This is a genomic window from Streptomyces sp. R41 (genome assembly GCF_041053055.1).
In the GTDB taxonomy this organism is placed as follows: Bacteria; Actinomycetota; Actinomycetes; order Streptomycetales; family Streptomycetaceae; genus Streptomyces.
On sequence record NZ_CP163443.1, the window covers coordinates 6432326 to 6447127 of the forward strand.

11 protein-coding genes and 1 riboswitch are annotated in these 14802 nt (G+C 70.4%); of the genes, 6 read left to right on the top strand and 5 right to left on the bottom strand.

Annotated features, from left to right (window positions below; all coding sequences use genetic code 11):
* Positions 1 to 112 precede the first annotated feature (112 nt).
* Both AB5J53_RS29560 and AB5J53_RS29565 read left to right on the top strand, forming a co-directional pair.
* Entirely contained in the window at positions 113 to 1438 is a 1326-nt protein-coding gene (locus AB5J53_RS29560) for a PspC domain-containing protein (protein ID WP_369248659.1), read from the top strand.
* The gene (locus tag AB5J53_RS29565; protein WP_369248660.1) at positions 1435 to 2208 is read left to right on the top strand and encodes a LuxR C-terminal-related transcriptional regulator; all 774 of its coding nucleotides are present in this window, start codon (positions 1435 to 1437) and stop codon (positions 2206 to 2208) included. Before AB5J53_RS29560 ends, AB5J53_RS29565 begins: the two co-directional genes overlap by 4 nt.
* Here AB5J53_RS29565 and AB5J53_RS29570 read toward each other — a convergent pair.
* On the bottom strand, positions 2205 to 3035 hold the full coding sequence (locus tag AB5J53_RS29570) for an L-histidine N(alpha)-methyltransferase (RefSeq protein ID WP_369248661.1): 831 nt from the start codon (positions 3033 to 3035) through the stop codon (positions 2205 to 2207). The two genes, AB5J53_RS29565 and AB5J53_RS29570, sit on opposite strands and share 4 nt — an antisense overlap.
* 28 nt (positions 3036 to 3063) lie before the next feature.
* Between AB5J53_RS29570 and AB5J53_RS29575 the strand changes: the two genes are divergently transcribed.
* Positions 3064 to 4626, top strand: a complete 1563-nt coding sequence (locus tag AB5J53_RS29575) for a PLP-dependent aminotransferase family protein (RefSeq protein WP_369248662.1) — start codon at positions 3064 to 3066, stop codon at positions 4624 to 4626.
* A gap of 32 nt (positions 4627 to 4658) precedes the next feature.
* Here the strand turns inward: AB5J53_RS29575 and AB5J53_RS29580 are convergent, their stop codons facing one another.
* Positions 4659 to 5723, bottom strand: coding sequence for an NlpC/P60 family protein (locus AB5J53_RS29580; protein WP_369248663.1), 1065 nt, complete (start codon positions 5721 to 5723; stop codon positions 4659 to 4661).
* A gap of 397 nt (positions 5724 to 6120) precedes the next feature.
* Here AB5J53_RS29580 and AB5J53_RS29585 point away from each other — a divergent pair, with 397 nt between their 5' ends.
* Positions 6121 to 6474: a hypothetical protein gene (locus AB5J53_RS29585; RefSeq protein ID WP_369248664.1), complete on the top strand. Its 354-nt coding sequence runs from the start codon at positions 6121 to 6123 to the stop codon at positions 6472 to 6474.
* Here AB5J53_RS29585 and AB5J53_RS29590 read toward each other — a convergent pair.
* Together AB5J53_RS29590 and AB5J53_RS29595 are read right to left on the bottom strand one after the other, a co-directional pair.
* Complete coding sequence (locus tag AB5J53_RS29590; RefSeq protein WP_369248665.1) at positions 6452 to 7468, bottom strand: tellurite resistance/C4-dicarboxylate transporter family protein; 1017 nt, start codon at positions 7466 to 7468, stop codon at positions 6452 to 6454. The two genes, AB5J53_RS29585 and AB5J53_RS29590, sit on opposite strands and share 23 nt — an antisense overlap.
* A gap of 215 nt (positions 7469 to 7683) precedes the next feature.
* Positions 7684 to 8862, bottom strand: coding sequence for an NlpC/P60 family protein (locus AB5J53_RS29595; RefSeq protein WP_369248666.1), 1179 nt, complete (start codon positions 8860 to 8862; stop codon positions 7684 to 7686).
* 7 nt (positions 8863 to 8869) lie between these two features.
* Positions 8870 to 9043: riboswitch (cyclic di-AMP (ydaO/yuaA leader) on the bottom strand.
* A 255-nt stretch (positions 9044 to 9298) separates the two neighbouring features.
* On the opposite strand from AB5J53_RS29595, the gene AB5J53_RS29600 reads away from it, so the two are divergent.
* On the top strand, positions 9299 to 10381 hold the full coding sequence (locus AB5J53_RS29600; protein ID WP_369248667.1) for a ScyD/ScyE family protein: 1083 nt from the start codon (positions 9299 to 9301) through the stop codon (positions 10379 to 10381).
* A 164-nt stretch (positions 10382 to 10545) separates the two neighbouring features.
* A complete protein-coding gene (gene pcrA / locus AB5J53_RS29605) occupies positions 10546 to 13038 on the top strand; it encodes a DNA helicase PcrA (RefSeq protein ID WP_369248668.1) in 2493 nt (830 codons plus the stop codon).
* A 39-nt stretch (positions 13039 to 13077) separates the two neighbouring features.
* Here the strand turns inward: pcrA and AB5J53_RS29610 are convergent, their stop codons facing one another.
* Positions 13078 to 14652, bottom strand: a complete 1575-nt coding sequence (locus tag AB5J53_RS29610; protein WP_369248669.1) for a M23 family metallopeptidase — start codon at positions 14650 to 14652, stop codon at positions 13078 to 13080.
* Positions 14653 to 14802: the final 150 nt, after the last annotated feature.

Consider the following 14802-nt stretch of genomic DNA (forward strand, 5'->3'; position numbering starts at 1 on the left):
CGATCACCGGCTTGCGAGGATCGATCAGCGGCCCGCGAGGAGCAATCGCCGGTTTCCCGAGGATCGCTCGATGGTTTTCCGAAGATCAGGGGCGTCTCGGGGGTCGACCCTGATGCCCGGGCCCGCCAAGCGTGTGAACATCGATGGCATGCCGGAAGCCGCAGCCCTGCCCCTCGACGACCCGCGGCCCACGCGCAAGCTCTACCGCAGCAGCGACGGACGCTGGCTCGGGGGCGTGGCGCGAGGGCTCGCCGGGCACCTCGGGCTGCCCGTGATCTGGGTGCGGCTCGTGTTCGTCGGACTGTTCATGGCGGACGGGCTGGGGGCGCTGCTGTATGCCGCGTTCTGGTTCTTCGTGCCGCTCGGCGTCGGCGGTGTCGGCTCCGGGCGTACGCCGGCCTTCAGCACGGAGACCGCCCCCGACGGCCGCCGCAGACTGGTGGCCCGCAAGCCGGACAGGGGCCAGATCGTGGCCCTGCTTCTCATGGTCGTCGTGGCCATGGTCTTCGTCGGCAATGTGAACCTCGGCGGTGGAGCCAAGGCATATCTGTGGCCGACGGTCCTCGTCGGCGCGGGCGTCGCCCTGGTCTGGCGCCAGGCGGACAATGCGCGGCGGGCCCGCTGGGTGGAGGTCGGCCGCCGCCGCCGTACGCTCACGCTGCTGCGTTCCGCGGCAGGCGTCCTGCTGGTGACGGCCGGAGTCTCCGGAATATTCGTCCTCCAGGGCTCGGCCGCCCATCTCGGCTCGGTCCTTCAGGCCGCTCTCGCGGTCCTCGTCGGCATAGCGCTGCTCGCCGGCCCCTATCTCGTCCGTATGACCCAGGACCTCTCCGAGGAGCGCCTGATGCGCATCCGCGCCCAGGAGCGGGCCGAGGTCGCGGCCCACGTCCACGACTCCGTGCTGCACACCCTGACCCTGATCCAGCGCAACGCGGACAATGGCAACGAGGTACGACGGCTCGCCCGCGCCCAGGAGCGCGACCTGCGCGGCTGGCTCTACAAGCCGGAGGGGACAGGGAAGGACGAGGCCGAGGAGCCCGACACCCTCGCGGAGGCGGTCCGGCGCCATGCCGCCGAGGTCGAGGACAAGCACGGTGTCCCGATCGAGGTCGTGGTCGTCGGCGACTGTCCGCTCGACGAGGGCCTGACCGCACAGATGCAGGCCGCGCGGGAAGCGATGGTGAACGCGGCCAAGTACGGTGGCGAGGGCGGCGCGGTGCAGGTCTACGCCGAAGTCGAGGGCAGGACGGTCTTCGTGTCCGTCCGTGACCGCGGCCCCGGCTTCGACCTCGACGCGATACCCGCCGACCGCATGGGCGTTAGAGAATCGATCATCGGCCGCATGGAGCGCAACGGCGGTACGGCGCGACTGCGCGCGGTACCGGACGGCGGCACGGAGGTCGAGCTGGAGATGGAGAGGGCGGAGAAGACGTCATGAGCGACGCGAACAGGCCTGTGGAGTCCGGCAGTTCTGCTGAGGAGACCCCTTCGGCCGCCGCATCCGGAGAGGCCGTCGACGCGGCCGAGTCGGCCGGTGCCGGGGGCGGGCGTCGTGCGCGAGTCGTGCTCGTCGACGACCACCGGATGTTCCGTACGGGCGTGCAGGCCGAGATCGGGCAGACCGAGCGGACCGGCGTCGAGGTGGTCGGTGAGGCCGCCGACGTCGACCAGGCGGTCACGGTCATCACGGCCACGCGGCCCGAGGTCGTCCTGCTCGACGTCCATCTGCCGGGCGGCGGCGGTGTCGAAGTGCTGCGCCGCTGCGCCCCGTTGATGGCCGCCGCCGAGCAGCCGGTCCGCTTCCTCGCGCTGTCGGTGTCGGACGCCGCGGAGGACGTCATCGGGGTGATCCGCGGCGGCGCACGGGGATACGTGACCAAGACGATCACCGGCACGGACCTCGTGGACTCCATCTTCCGTGTCCAGGACGGCGACGCGGTCTTCTCCCCCCGCCTGGCCGGATTCGTCCTCGACGCCTTCGCCTCGACCGACGCCCCGCCCGTCGACGAGGACCTCGACCGCCTCACCCAGCGTGAGCGCGAGGTCCTCCGCCTCATCGCCCGTGGCTATGCGTACAAGGAGATCGCCAAGCAGCTGTTCATCTCCGTCAAGACGGTCGAGTCCCATGTCTCGGCGGTGCTGCGGAAGCTCCAGCTGTCGAACCGCCACGAGCTGACGCGCTGGGCGACGGCGCGGCGGCTGGTCTAGTCGACCGCATCACCGGGGTTCACGGCGAGGGCCTTGAAGAACGTGTAGTGGAAGGTGCCATCGGCGGTGGCCGTGCGGTGCAGGTCCGCGATGCCCCGGTCCCAGTCCGACGGGGTCATCAGGCCCGCGGCGAGGGCGTCTTCGCGTACGGACTCGATCATGGCGATGAAGGTGTTGCGGGTGAAGCCGTTCACCAGGGTGGGGCGGGAGCGGTCCGCGTAGACCGCGCGGGGGCGGACCACGACGTCCGCGTAACCGGCGCCGGTGAGGAGCGGGTGCAGCTCGCGGCCGATCAGCGCGTTGCCGCCCGCCGTGGACTGGAGCTGGACCTGGCAGTCGATCGCCGCGTGGGCGTACGCGCTGTCGGGGTGGAAGAACGTCGAGCCGTGGTCGCCCTCGATGACGGTGAGGGTGCCGCCGGGTCGCAGCACGCGGCGCAGGGCGGTGAGGGCATGACGCGGGGCGGCCAGGTGTTCCAGGACGAAGCAGACGAAGACATGGTCGAAGGAGGCGTCGGGGAAGGGCAGTTCGAAGAGGTTCGCCTGGTGCCAGGACACGTGCGCGTCGGGGTACTGGGCCGTCACGCGGGTGCGGGCCTGGGCGAGGGAGTCGGCCGAGATGTCGACGGCCGTGAAGTGCGCCTGAGGGCTCGCCGCCATCAGGTGCGCCGTCTGAGCGCCCACTCCGCAGCCGACCTCGAGAACCTTGCTGCCCGCTGGGTAGGCCGTGCCCGAGTGCAGCAGCGCGGCCAGCGTGTCGGCCTGGTCGCCGAGGCGGCGGGTCTCGTGGGCGGAGTAGCCGTGTACGTAGTCGATCGGCGTGGTCATGAGCCGAGCTTCGGTCGAGAATGGCTCGGTGAACAGGTCCAATGGTGACCCCGATGACAGGTCCATAGGCGGCGAATCGGCAGGGTCCGACTTTCTCCAACTCGACATCGGTGACGCCCCGTTCGGCGGTCGTGCCGACTGGCTTGCGCGGGAGCTGCGGCGGGCGATCTCCGACGGACTGCTGCCGATCGGGAGCCGCCTCCCGGCGACCCGGGTCCTCGCCGCCGAGCTGCACGTCTCCCGTGGGGTGGTGACAGAGGCGTACCACAGGCTCTCGGAGGACGGGCATGTGGCGGGCCGAGGTCGCAACGGGACGGTCGTCGTGGCGGCACCCGTGCTGCCGGCGGAGCCGGAACCGAAGCCGGCCCGCGCCCCGGAGCGGCGCGCATACCCTGCCGTCGACACCGACACCCTGCCCTCCGGAACCCGCCGACTCGCCGCCTCTGAAGGGGTGTTCGCCACCCCACCCGGCGACGACATCTTCGACCTGATCCGTGCCGCCCCCGCCCGTATCGACCTCTCGCCCGGCGTCCCCGACCTCACCGCGTTCCCGCGGGCGGCCTGGCTGCGTGCCGAGCGGGAGGTGTTCGGTGGGCTGTCCGCGTCGGGGTTCGGGTACGGGGATCCGCGGGGAACCCCGGAGTTGCGGCGGGCCGTCGCGCACTGGCTGGCGCGGAACCGGGGGATCAGGGTCGAGCCCGACGAGGTGATCGTCGTGGCGGGGACCGCGCAGGCGCTGGCGCTGATCGGGCAGGTGCTGCGCGAGGACGGGACCGAGGAGATCGCCGTGGAGGACCCCGGCTCGCTCGGGGTCCGGCAGCATCTGCGGCGCCAGGGGCTGCGTACGCCGCCCGTGTCCGTCGACGCCGAGGGCGTACGGGTGGACGAACTCGGGGCGCACCGAGCCGTGTTGCTCACGCCGGCGCACCAGTTCCCGACCGGGGTCGTGCTCGGGGGCGCGCGGCGCCGGGCGCTGATGCGATGGGCCGGGGACGGCGGGCTGATCGTGGAGGACGACTACGACGCCGAGCACCGTTACGACCGGCCGCCCGTGCCCGCGCTGAGGTCGATGCTGCCCGAGCGGGTCTGCTACGCGGGCAGCGTGTCCAAGCTGCTGGCCCCCGCGCTCCGTACGGGATGGGTGCTCGCGCCGCCCCGCCTCCACGACGCGTTGGTGTCCGCCAAACGCTTCGCCGACCTCGGCAACGCCGCCCTGCCCCAGCTCGTACTCGCCCGGCTCATGGAGTCGGGCGAGCTGGAGCGGCATCTACGGCTGTTGCGCCGTCGCCACCGGCGGCGGCGCGACACCATGATCACGGCGATCCGCGACCACCTGCCGGGGGCGGTCGTGCACGGTGCCGCGGCGGGACTCCACCTGCTGATCACCTTCGAGGAAGGCCCGGCCCCCACGTGGACGGACACCGACCTCGCCGCCGCCTCCCTGGCCCGCGGCGTCAAGACCCACCCGCTCTCCTGGCACCGCCGGCGCCCGGGCCCGTCCGGCCTGCTCCTCGGCTACGCCGCGTCCCCGGCCACGGCCATCGCCGAGGGCGTGGCCGCGATCGGCGACGCACTACGAGACCTCCACTGAGAGTCCACGCGGGGCACCTGGAGGCCCCGGGGTCACACCACCCGAGTAGCCCCCGCGAACGGCATCTCGTCGATCGGAGCCACCCGTACCGGAGCCGTCGGGTTCGGTGCGTGGATCATCATGCCGTTGCCCACGTAGATGCCCACATGGCTGATGCCCGAGTAGAAGAACACCAGGTCGCCGGGGAGGAGCTCGGAGCGTGAGACGCGCCGGCCGGCGTTGATCTGCGCATAGGTCGTGCGCGGCAGGGAGATGCCCGCGGAGCGGTACGCGGCCTGGGCGAGGCCGGAGCAGTCGAAGGCGTCGGGGCCCGTGGCGCCCCAGACGTAGGGGCTGCCGAGCTTCTCGTAGGCGTACGCGACGGCCGCCGCCGCACGGGAGTTGGGGGCGGCGACCGTGCCGGACGACGACGCCTGGGCGAGGTCGCGGGCCGAGGAGCGCGAGGCGTGCTGTCCGACGCCCCCGGACTCCCCGAGCCGCGCGCGCTGATCGGCGCTGAGCTGTGACATCAGCCGCCGTGCCGCGTCGAGCTTCCCGTTGATCGTCTTCTTGTGCCGCTTCAGCTCCGACTGCCGCGACTTGAGCGAGGCGAGCTCGACATGCGCGGCGCCGCGCAACTGCTCGATCTCCCGCAGTTGTTTGCGTACGCTCGCCACGGCCGCCGCCTGCCGGCTGCCCGCCCGCTCGGCGAACGCGGCCCCGTCCAGGTACTGGTCGGGATCGTCGGAGAGCGCGAGTTGCAGCGCGGGGTCGAGGCCGCCGCTGCGGTACTGCGCCGCGGCTATCGAACCCAGCGTGTCCCGCGCCGAGTTGAGCCGGTCCTCCTTGCGCGCCGCCTCGTCGCGCAGCGCGTTCAGCCGCTCCTCCGCCTGGTCGGCCTTCTCCTTGGCGCCGTTGTACTTCTCGGTGGCGACCTCCGCCTCCTCGTACAACTTGTCGACCTTGGCCTTCACCTGCGCCGGAGACAACTGCGGATCGGCGTGCCCGGTCCCGTCGAAGCCGGTCGCCGTCGCCGCGCCCGCGAGGGCGATCGTGGCGGCTGTGCGGGCCGTGTTTCCACCGAGCGAGCGCTGACTGGGCTTGCGGTGCGCTGCCACGAGGGCCCACATCCTTCCGTACGACCGCGAGGGGAGCGCGGTCAAGCGGTGACACGTCCGGCGGCGGCCCACACAGGGGGAGCGGGCCGCCGCCGGACCTTCTCGGCGGTGGTGGCCGACGGCCGCCCCTGGCCCGGGCGGCGGTGGGGAGCCGGTCACCTGGTGGAGGACGCTAAACCTGAGAGTGAGGGGTTGGTAACGCCATGTACGGAACTGGCGCCACTGGACCGCCCAGTGACCGTATGTGACCGTGATCCCGGCCCTGCGCCGCCGACTTCACGCAGTGCGATGACCGATGCGCCGAATCCGGGACAACCGGGGTTGCCCCGGTGCTATGGGTTACAAGGGATGGCCCGGTGACAAGAGGGACCTGGGCGTCCGATTAGGCTCCGGCCTCATGGACGTACTCATCCATCTCTTCGTCGGCCTGCACATCATCGGCATCGCCTCGCTCCTGGGCGGCTTCCTCACCCAGATGAAGGCGATGGGCCAGGGCACCGCCCGCTTCGTCCCGGCGATGCTGCACGGCGCGCTGACCATGCTGGTCACGGGCGTCGTCCTGGTCGGCCTCAACCAGGCCGACGACAACCCGGTCAACAACATCAAGATCGGCGTGAAACTGGCCCTGCTGATCGTGATCCTGGGGCTCGTCTATGTGAAGCGGGACGACGAGAAGGTGGACAAGGGCCTCTTCGGGCTCGTCGGCCTGCTGACCACCGCGAACATCTTCATCGCGGTGCTCTGGACCTGAGCGGGCCGGTCGGCCTGTTCGATCCCGGCGGGCGGTCCGATCCGGCCATGATCATCACGTGGACCGCTCCCGCCGCGACGGCCAGCCACGCCGCCACCGAGATCCATAGCAGCACCTGCCCGGGCCCCTTGAGCCAGAAGACGCCGACCGCGGCCGTGACCGACAGGGTCGCCACGGCCATCATCCCCATCGGGAAGACGGTCGCCCAGCGCCGTACGTCGTAGTCGAGCCTCGGCCACCCCAGCTCCGCGACGGCGAGGACGCAGCAGGAGGCGAAGGCGAGCACGAGGAGCGCGACGGTCGCGGCGCGCAGGACGCCGCTGTCGTCGTCGTTCCACAGGTACGGGTTCACGTGGTGCGCGGCGATGAGCTTGGCCCCGGCCAGCGCCGAAATCGCGAGCGCCCCGCCCGCGACCCAGTGGTCCCCGGGACCCCGGACCACCTCCCGGACGTCGAAGTGCGCGAACGCCACCCCGTACAGCACGATCCCCAGCCAGAACAGCACCAGCCCGGCATGCGCGAGCCACTCCGGGCCCACGGCCGCGGCGAGCGTGGCGCACAGCACCGAGAGCCCCTGCGTGGCCACACACACCAGGAACACCCCTCCCGGCATACGACGCTTCCACTGCCGTAGGACGACGAGGAGCAGCACCGGCCACAGCACGGCCGACAGCGCGAGGAGAGCCTCGGCCAGCTCCTGCCACCCCAGCGCGGACAGCCGAGTCCCCAGCACGGTGGTCGCCGCGACGGCGGTGAGCCCGGGAGGTGTGCACGCCTCCTCCACCCACCGCGCGCGCTCCCACACGAGCCGTGCGACGAAGTCCGCGGCGAGCGCGAGCCAGCCCACGCACGCCAGGGCCAGTGCGATACGAGACAGGGCCTCGTAGCCGGTCAGATGCAGCCCGACCGAGACGATGCCGGTGGCCATGACGGCGGCACCGGCGGCCGGCGGCCGCTGCGCCCACCAGGCGCGGAGCTGGGAGATGGCTGGCATGCGCCTGATGCTAGGGATCTTCGGACGAGTTGCCCGCGGGGCACGCGCGCGTGGAGCGTGAAAACGCCGGGCACGCGCGCGTGGAGCGTGAAAACGCCGGGCACGCGCGCGTGGAGTACGAAAACGGGATGCGAGCGCGCGTGGACCACGAAAACGCGGAGCACGAAAGGCCCCACGCGCGCGTGCCCCGCATCAAGCGTTGCTCGCGGAACGGCTTACGCCGGTCGCACCACACTGTGGATGATCGACTCGCCGGCGTAGTAGACCGACTCCTCGCGGACGTACGCCCCCGGCTTCGGCGCGTGGATCATCATGCCGTTGCCGATGTAGAGGCCGACGTGGCTGATGTCGTCGTAGAAGAAGATCAGGTCACCGGGCTGGGCGTCGGCGAGGGAGACCGTCGTGCCCGCGTTCACCTGGTCCCAGGTGGTGCGCGGGAGAGTGACGCCGGCGGCCTTCCAGGCTGCCTGGGTGAGACCCGAGCAGTCGTACGAGTCGGGACCTGTCGCACCCCAGACGTACGGCTTGCCGATCTGCTCACGAGCGAACGCGAGGGCCTTCGCCGCCTTCGTCGCATACGAGGAGTCCGTGGTCGTCGAGCCGGACGTGTCGCTCGTGGTGCCCGAGGAGTCGCTCGTGGTGTTCGACGACGCCTCCTGTTCGGCCGCCTTCTTCGCGGCCTCCGCGGCGGCCTGCTGCTGCGCCAGCTCCGCCGCCTTGCGCGCGGCCTCCTCCTGCTTCTTCTTCTCGATCGCCGCGAGCCGCGCCTTCTCCTCGGCGGTCAGCTTCGAGAGCAGTTCGCGCGCCTCGGTGAGCTTGCGCTGGACGTCGGCCTTGGACGTCTTGAGCGCGCTCTGCGAGGTGGTCAGCGTCTCCAGGCTCTTGGAGGCCTCCGCGCGCTTCTTGGTGGTGGCGGCCTGCTCGGTGATGTAGTCGTCGACTGCCGCCTTCTGGCGGGTGGTCAGACGGCTCATCAGCTGGGTCTGGTCGAAGTAGTCCTGCGGGTCGTCGGCGAGCAGGAGGGTCGCGGTGTCGGGGGCGGCGGCCCCGGTACGGTACTGCGCCGCCGCGAACGAACCGAGTTCCTCGCGCGCGGTGTTGAGCTTCTCGGTGCGCTTGGCGACGTCGTCGAGGAGGGTGTCGACCTGCTTGCGCTGCTTGGAGGTCTTCTCCTTGGCCGAGTTGTACTTCTCGGTGGCCGTCTCGGCTTGGTGGTAGAGGTCGTTGACCTTCTTCTCGACCTCTTCGAGGCTCGGCTTGGGTGCGGCCGAGGGCGCGGCGTTCGCCGTCTGGGAGAGCAGGGCGACGGAGGTGAGAGCCGCCGTCGCGAGGGCGGGGGTCCGTATGCCTGCTACGCGCGTACCCGTAGGACGCCATTTGCGATGCGACGCCAAGAGAGGCGACTCCTTCCGTCATCCGCCTACCGAGTTAGCTGTCGGGTTCGGGCGGGTGGATCCGGAAGGTTTGCCCTACGGTCCTTGCCTCATAGGGCAGTCGGACCGATTCACCCCAAGGTCGGTTGGGTCCCCGGCTCCGGCTGCCGCAGGGGCGCACCGGATTGAGCGGAGGCCGCACGGCCCGGCGTCGTTCGCCGGTGGGTGTCGAGCGGCCTGCCCGGCACGCTAGCCAACGCGTGGGGCTTCTGTGAAGTTTGATGTGCGATATGCCCGATACATTTTCGTGACCTTAGCCCTGGGCTTTACCCAACGCGGTCAATCCGGAGGGATCTGTGGCGAGTTGTCCGGAGTGGCGACGTCCGCCCTGTTCCGGGCGCTACCTTCCAGCCAGCCACGGTCGGATGCCGTGGAGGTGGGCAAAGGGGGGTACGGCATGAGGAAGCGCACAGCACTCGTCGTCGCCACGGGAGTCGCTCTCGCCGTCACCGGGGGCATCGCACCAGCGACCGCCACCGGCGGCCACGCCGGGGGAAAGCCGGTCGTCCGCGTGATCGCGACCGGTCTCGACAACCCGCGCCAGCTCTCGTACGACAACGGACATGTGTACGTCGCCGAGGCGGGCCGGGGCGGGAAGAAATGCATCGGCGCGGGGCCCGAGAGCGACGAGACGTGCATCGGCACCACGGCCGCCGTCACCAAGGTCTTCTGGGACGGCGGCTCCTGGAAGCACTACCGGGTGGTGGACGGACTGCCCTCGGCGGCGGCCAAGGACGGCGGCTTCGCGACGGGCCTGGACGGCGTCTCGGCACTGAACGGCAGCGTCTGGGGCGTCGAGACCTGGGCCCCGCCCGAGGCCGGGGTCCCCACGGGCAAGCCCTGGAACGCCCTCGGCAAGCTCCTGTGCATCGCTCCCGGCAAGGCGACGATCGCCGCCGACATCTCCGCCGTCGAGCTCAAGTACAACCCGCACAAGACCGCCGTCGACTCCAACCCGTACGCCGTCCTCGCGCTCCCGGACGGCCGCAGGATCGTCGCCGACGCGGCCGGCAACGACCTGGTGGTCGTCTCGCCCCGGGGCAAGGCCCGCCCGTTCACCGTCTTCCCGGACCATGACAAACACGAGTCCGTCCCGACCTCGCTGGCGCTCGGCCCCGACGGCAAGCTGTACGTCGGCGAGCTCAACGGCGAGGCCACGACGCCCACCGCCCGTGTCTGGAAGGTCGACCCGGCCACCGGGAAGATCCTCGGCTGGAAGAGCGGCTTCGGCTCGATCACCGGGATCGCCTTCAACCAGAGCGGCGACCTGTACGTCAGCCAGCTCTTCGCGGGCGCGGTGACCAAGGTCTCGCACGGGAAACGTACGAGCGTGCGGGTGCCGTTCCCGGCAGGCGTGGCCGTGGACCCGTACGACGGGAAGGTGTACGTCTCGGCCTGGTCGATCGCCGATCGTGACGGGACGGTGCTGGAGGGCAAGAAGACGCCGGGCGGCCAGCTCTGGAAGATCCTCGGCTTCTGAGCCGCTTCACGAGACCCGGTCAATGTCTGAGCCGCTTCACGGGCCGGGTCAAGGTCTGAGCCGCTTCACGAGATCCGGTCGCATTCCGATCCGCGTCACGAGATCCGGTCGAGTTTTCAGGGTGGCGGCGGGCTGTCAGTGGGGCGGCCTAGACTCGGAGAGCGATGAGCAGCCTCTTTGATGACAGCTTCCTGGCGGACCTCAAGCCCTCTCGGGCCCACGAGGAAGAGCCCCCGCCGCCGCCCGAGGACGATCACGTACCGGAGCCCGTTCCGGACGATCTGTTCGGCGGGAAGTTCGACGTGCCGCCGGACCGGGACGCGTACTACCGCGACGGCGCGCACCGGCCCGCCGTGGACCCGGCGGCACTGCTGGACGGGCTGAACGAGAATCAGCGCGCGGCCGTGGTGCACTCCGGCTCCCCGCTGCTCATCGTGGCCGGCGCGGGCTCCGGCAAGACCCGCGTGCTCACGCACCGGATCGCGTATCTGCTGGCCGAGCGGAGTGTCCATCCCGGCCAGATCCTCGCGATCACCTTCACGAACAAGGCCGCGGGCGAGATGAAGGAGCGCGTCGAGCACCTCGTCGGCCCGCGCGCGGGCGCGATGTGGGTGATGACCTTCCACAGCGCGTGTGTGCGGATTCTGCGCCGCGAGAGCAAGAAACTCGGCTTCACCTCCTCCTTCTCGATCTACGACGCCGCCGACTCCAAGCGTCTGATGGCGCTCGTCTGCCGTGATCTCGACCTCGACCCCAAGCGCTTCCCGCCGAAGTCGTTCAGCGCCAAGATCTCGAATCTGAAGAACGAGCTGATCGACGAGGAGGACTTCGCGGCCCAGGCCACCGACGGTTTCGAGAAGACCCTCGCTCAGGCGTACGCGATGTATCAGTCGCGTCTGCGCGAGGCCAACGCGCTCGACTTCGACGACCTGATCATGACGACGGTCAACCTGCTGCGCGCCTTCCCGGACGTCGCCGAGCACTACCGCCGCCGCTTCCGCCACGTCATGGTCGACGAGTACCAGGACACCAACCACGCGCAGTACGCCCTGGTGCGGGAGCTCGTCGGCCCGGCGCGCGGTATCCGCGCCGAGGACGAGCCGCCCCGCGAGGACGACCTCGGCCCCGCCGAGCTGTGTGTCGTGGGTGACGCCGACCAGTCGATCTACGCCTTCCGCGGCGCGACCATCCGCAACATCCTCCAGTTCGAGGAGGACTACACGGACGCGACGACGATCCTGCTCGAGCAGAACTACCGCTCCACGCAGACGATCCTGTCCGCCGCCAACGCGGTCATCGAGCGCAATGAATCCCGCCGTCCCAAGAACCTGTGGACCAACGCGGGCGCGGGTTCGAACATCACGGGCTATGTCGCCGACACCGAGCACGACGAGGCGCAGTTCGTCGCCGACGAGATAGACCGTCTCACCGACGAGGGGGAGGCCAAGGCGGGCGACGTCGCCGTCTTCTACCGTACGAACGCGCAGTCCCGTGTCTTCGAAGAGGTCTTCATCCGCGTCGGCCTGCCCTACAAGGTCGTCGGCGGCGTCCGCTTCTACGAGCGCAAGGAGGTCCGGGACGTCCTGGCGTACCTCAGGGTGCTGTCCAACCCGGAGGACTCGGTCCCGCTGCGCCGTATCCTCAACGTCCCCAAGCGCGGCATCGGCGAGCGCGCGGAAGCGATGATCGACGCGCTCTCGCAGCGCGAGAAGATCAGCTTCCCGCAGGCCCTGCGCCGCGTCGACGAGGCGTACGGGATGGCGGCGCGCTCGACGAACGCGGTCAAGCGGTTCAACACGCTCATGGAAGACCTCCGCACGGTCGTCGAGTCGGGCGCGGGCCCGGCCACGGTCCTGGAGGCGGTCCTCGAACGCACCGGCTATCTCGCCGAGTTGCAGGCCTCCACCGACCCGCAGGACGAGACCCGTATCGAGAACCTCCAGGAACTCGCCGCCGTGGCCCTGGAGTTCGAGCAGGAGGCCGGTGAGGGCGAGGCCGCGGGCGGGCTCTCCGACTTCCTGGAGCGGGTCGCGCTCGTCGCCGACTCCGACCAGATCCCCGACGAGGAGGACGGCAACGGCGTCATCACGCTGATGACGCTGCACACCGCCAAGGGCCTCGAATTCCCCGTGGTCTTCCTGACCGGCATGGAGGACGGCGTCTTCCCGCACATGCGCGCGCTGGGACAGGTGAAGGAGCTGGAGGAGGAGCGGCGCCTGGCGTACGTCGGCATCACGCGCGCGCGGGAGCGGCTGTATCTCACCCGGTCGTCCATGCGCAGCGCGTGGGGGCAGCCCTCGTACAACCCGCCGTCCCGCTTCCTGGAGGAGATCCCGGACGCGCACCTGGAGTGGAAGCGCACGGGCGCGACGGCTCCCGTGTCGTCGGGTCCGGTCTCGGGTGTCGCGGCGTCGCTGTCGTCCTCACGTTCGCGGTCCGCTGCCTCGGGTGCCTCCGGGTTCGCGACGCGCCGCGGTGTCTCCGAGAAGCCGGTGGTCTCGCTTGCGGTCGGGGACCGGGTCACGCACGACCAGTTCGGTCTCGGGACCGTCGTCGGTGTGAAGGGGACGGGTGCGAACGCGGAGGCGACGGTCGACTTCGGCGAGGCGAAGCCGAAGCGGCTGCTGCTGCGGTACGCACCGGTGGAGAAGCTGTAGCCGGTACGGGGGTGGTGGGGCCCGGCGGTCGATTACGTCTTACGTCGGGTCCAGGCCGTGGCTGCGCAGCCACGGCAGCGGGTCGATCGCCGAACCGCCGGCCGGGCGGACCTCGAAATGCAGATGCGGGCCGGTGGAGTTGCCGGAGTTCCCGGAGAACGCGATCGGGTCACCGGCCTTCACCGTCGTGCCCGAGGCGACCTTGTAGCTGGAGAGGTGGCAGTACCACGTCTCCGTGCCGTCCTTCGCGGTGACGATCGCCATGTTCCCGTACGCGCTGTTCCACTGCGTGCGGACGGTCCCGTCGGTCGCGGACATCACCGTCGTACCGTACGAGACCGGGAAGTCGATGCCTGTGTGCACGGACATCCAGTTGATGCCGGCCTGGCCGAAGTAGGCGCTGAGCCCCTTCTGCGCCACCGGGAGCGCGAACTTCGGGCGCAGCCGCTCCTTGCGGGCCGCCTCCGCCGCCGCCTTCTGCCTCTCGGCTTCCTGCTGGGCCTTGAGGTCGATACGCTCCTGCGTCCGGCTGGCCCGGTCGGCGAAGTCGTCGGCGCCCGCGGACAGACTCTGGAGCTGGGTGTCCAGCTTGTTGTTGGCGGCGGACGGTTTCACCGAGGTCGCGTCCGCCGCGCTGGCCGTCGTGTCCTTGCTGTCGTCCCCGCCGATGGTGCCCACGGAGGCGGCGGCGATCCCGGCGACCCCCATCACACAGGCCGAGGGCACGGCGACGGTCAGCAGAGCGGAACGTTTCGCGGGGCTGCGGCGACGGGAGCGGGAGCCGGCCCGCGACGCGGCGCGGGGAGCCGGGATGATCTCTTCCATGTCGTCGAGCAGCGGCGTCTCGTGTTCTTCGCCGCTGTCGTCCGCCATCTCGAACTCGTCCTCGGCGGCCCCGGGGTGCTCGTACGAGGTCTGCTCGAAGGTGGCGGTCGCGTGTTCGTCGAAGGGCTCGGGCTGGTGCTCGTACGACTCGGGTTGTGCGTGCTGCTCTTCGTACGACTCCGGTTGCGGGTGCTGCTGCGCGTACGCGTCGGGCTGCGGGTGCTCGTACGCCTGGTACGTGTCATGGCCCGTGTCGTGGCCGGCGGTGGTGTTCCACTGCGTAGCGTCGTACGCGCCCGTTTCCTGGGCCGGGATGCTCCACTGCTGGGTCCCGTCGAGCGACTGCTCGGGCTGGAGCCAGCCGGTCGCGTCCCACTGGCCCGAGGCCTCGGGGCCAGGATGCTGCGCGGGGATGTCGGCGAGCTGCTGGTAACCGGCCGCCCACGTGGTCGTCTCGTAGCTGCCGGTGTCGTACGCGGCCTGGTGCTGCACGGCGTACGGGTCGTAGTGCGGCGTCTGGTGGCTGCCGGTGTTCCACTGCGTGGCGTCGTACGAACCGGTGCTGTTGCCCGGCATGTCGCCGAAGAGGGGGTCGGTCTCGAAGCTCGCGGTCGCGTAGCTACCGGTACCGGTGGCGCCGGTGTCAAAACCGGTGGCGGCGTAGCCGTCGTACGTGGTGAAGTCGCCGTACTGGGCTTCCTGCCCGCCGTACGACGCATAGAGCGCCGAGGCGGCATCGGAAGCCGGAGCCGGGGGAGTTGCAGTCCCCGACGGGTGACGGTCGTTCACCAACTTCTCTTTCGCCTCGACAACAGGGGCTGGCAGAGCAGTGCGGTGACTGTACCCGGCGGTACGCGGGCGCGACAATCTTCGGCAGGTTTCCCCCTCGCAGGAAACGGGCATTCGGCCGTGTTTCGGGGGAGTGTGGGCACGGCCTTG

Excerpts from the sequence above, each read along its gene's own strand:
- AB5J53_RS29560 (WP_369248659.1), top strand. The coding sequence starts at position 113 with ATGCCCGGGCCCGCCAAGCGTGTGAACATCGATGGCATGCCGGAAGCC.
- AB5J53_RS29600 (WP_369248667.1), top strand. The coding sequence starts at position 9,299 with ATGAGGAAGCGCACAGCACTCGTCGTCGCCACGGGAGTCGCTCTCGCC.
- AB5J53_RS29585 (WP_369248664.1), top strand. The coding sequence starts at position 6,121 with ATGGACGTACTCATCCATCTCTTCGTCGGCCTGCACATCATCGGCATC.
- AB5J53_RS29590 (WP_369248665.1), bottom strand. The coding sequence starts at position 7,468 with ATGCCAGCCATCTCCCAGCTCCGCGCCTGGTGGGCGCAGCGGCCGCCG.
- pcrA (WP_369248668.1), top strand. The coding sequence starts at position 10,546 with ATGAGCAGCCTCTTTGATGACAGCTTCCTGGCGGACCTCAAGCCCTCT.
- AB5J53_RS29565 (WP_369248660.1), top strand. The coding sequence starts at position 1,435 with ATGAGCGACGCGAACAGGCCTGTGGAGTCCGGCAGTTCTGCTGAGGAG.
- AB5J53_RS29570 (WP_369248661.1), bottom strand. The coding sequence starts at position 3,035 with ATGACCACGCCGATCGACTACGTACACGGCTACTCCGCCCACGAGACC.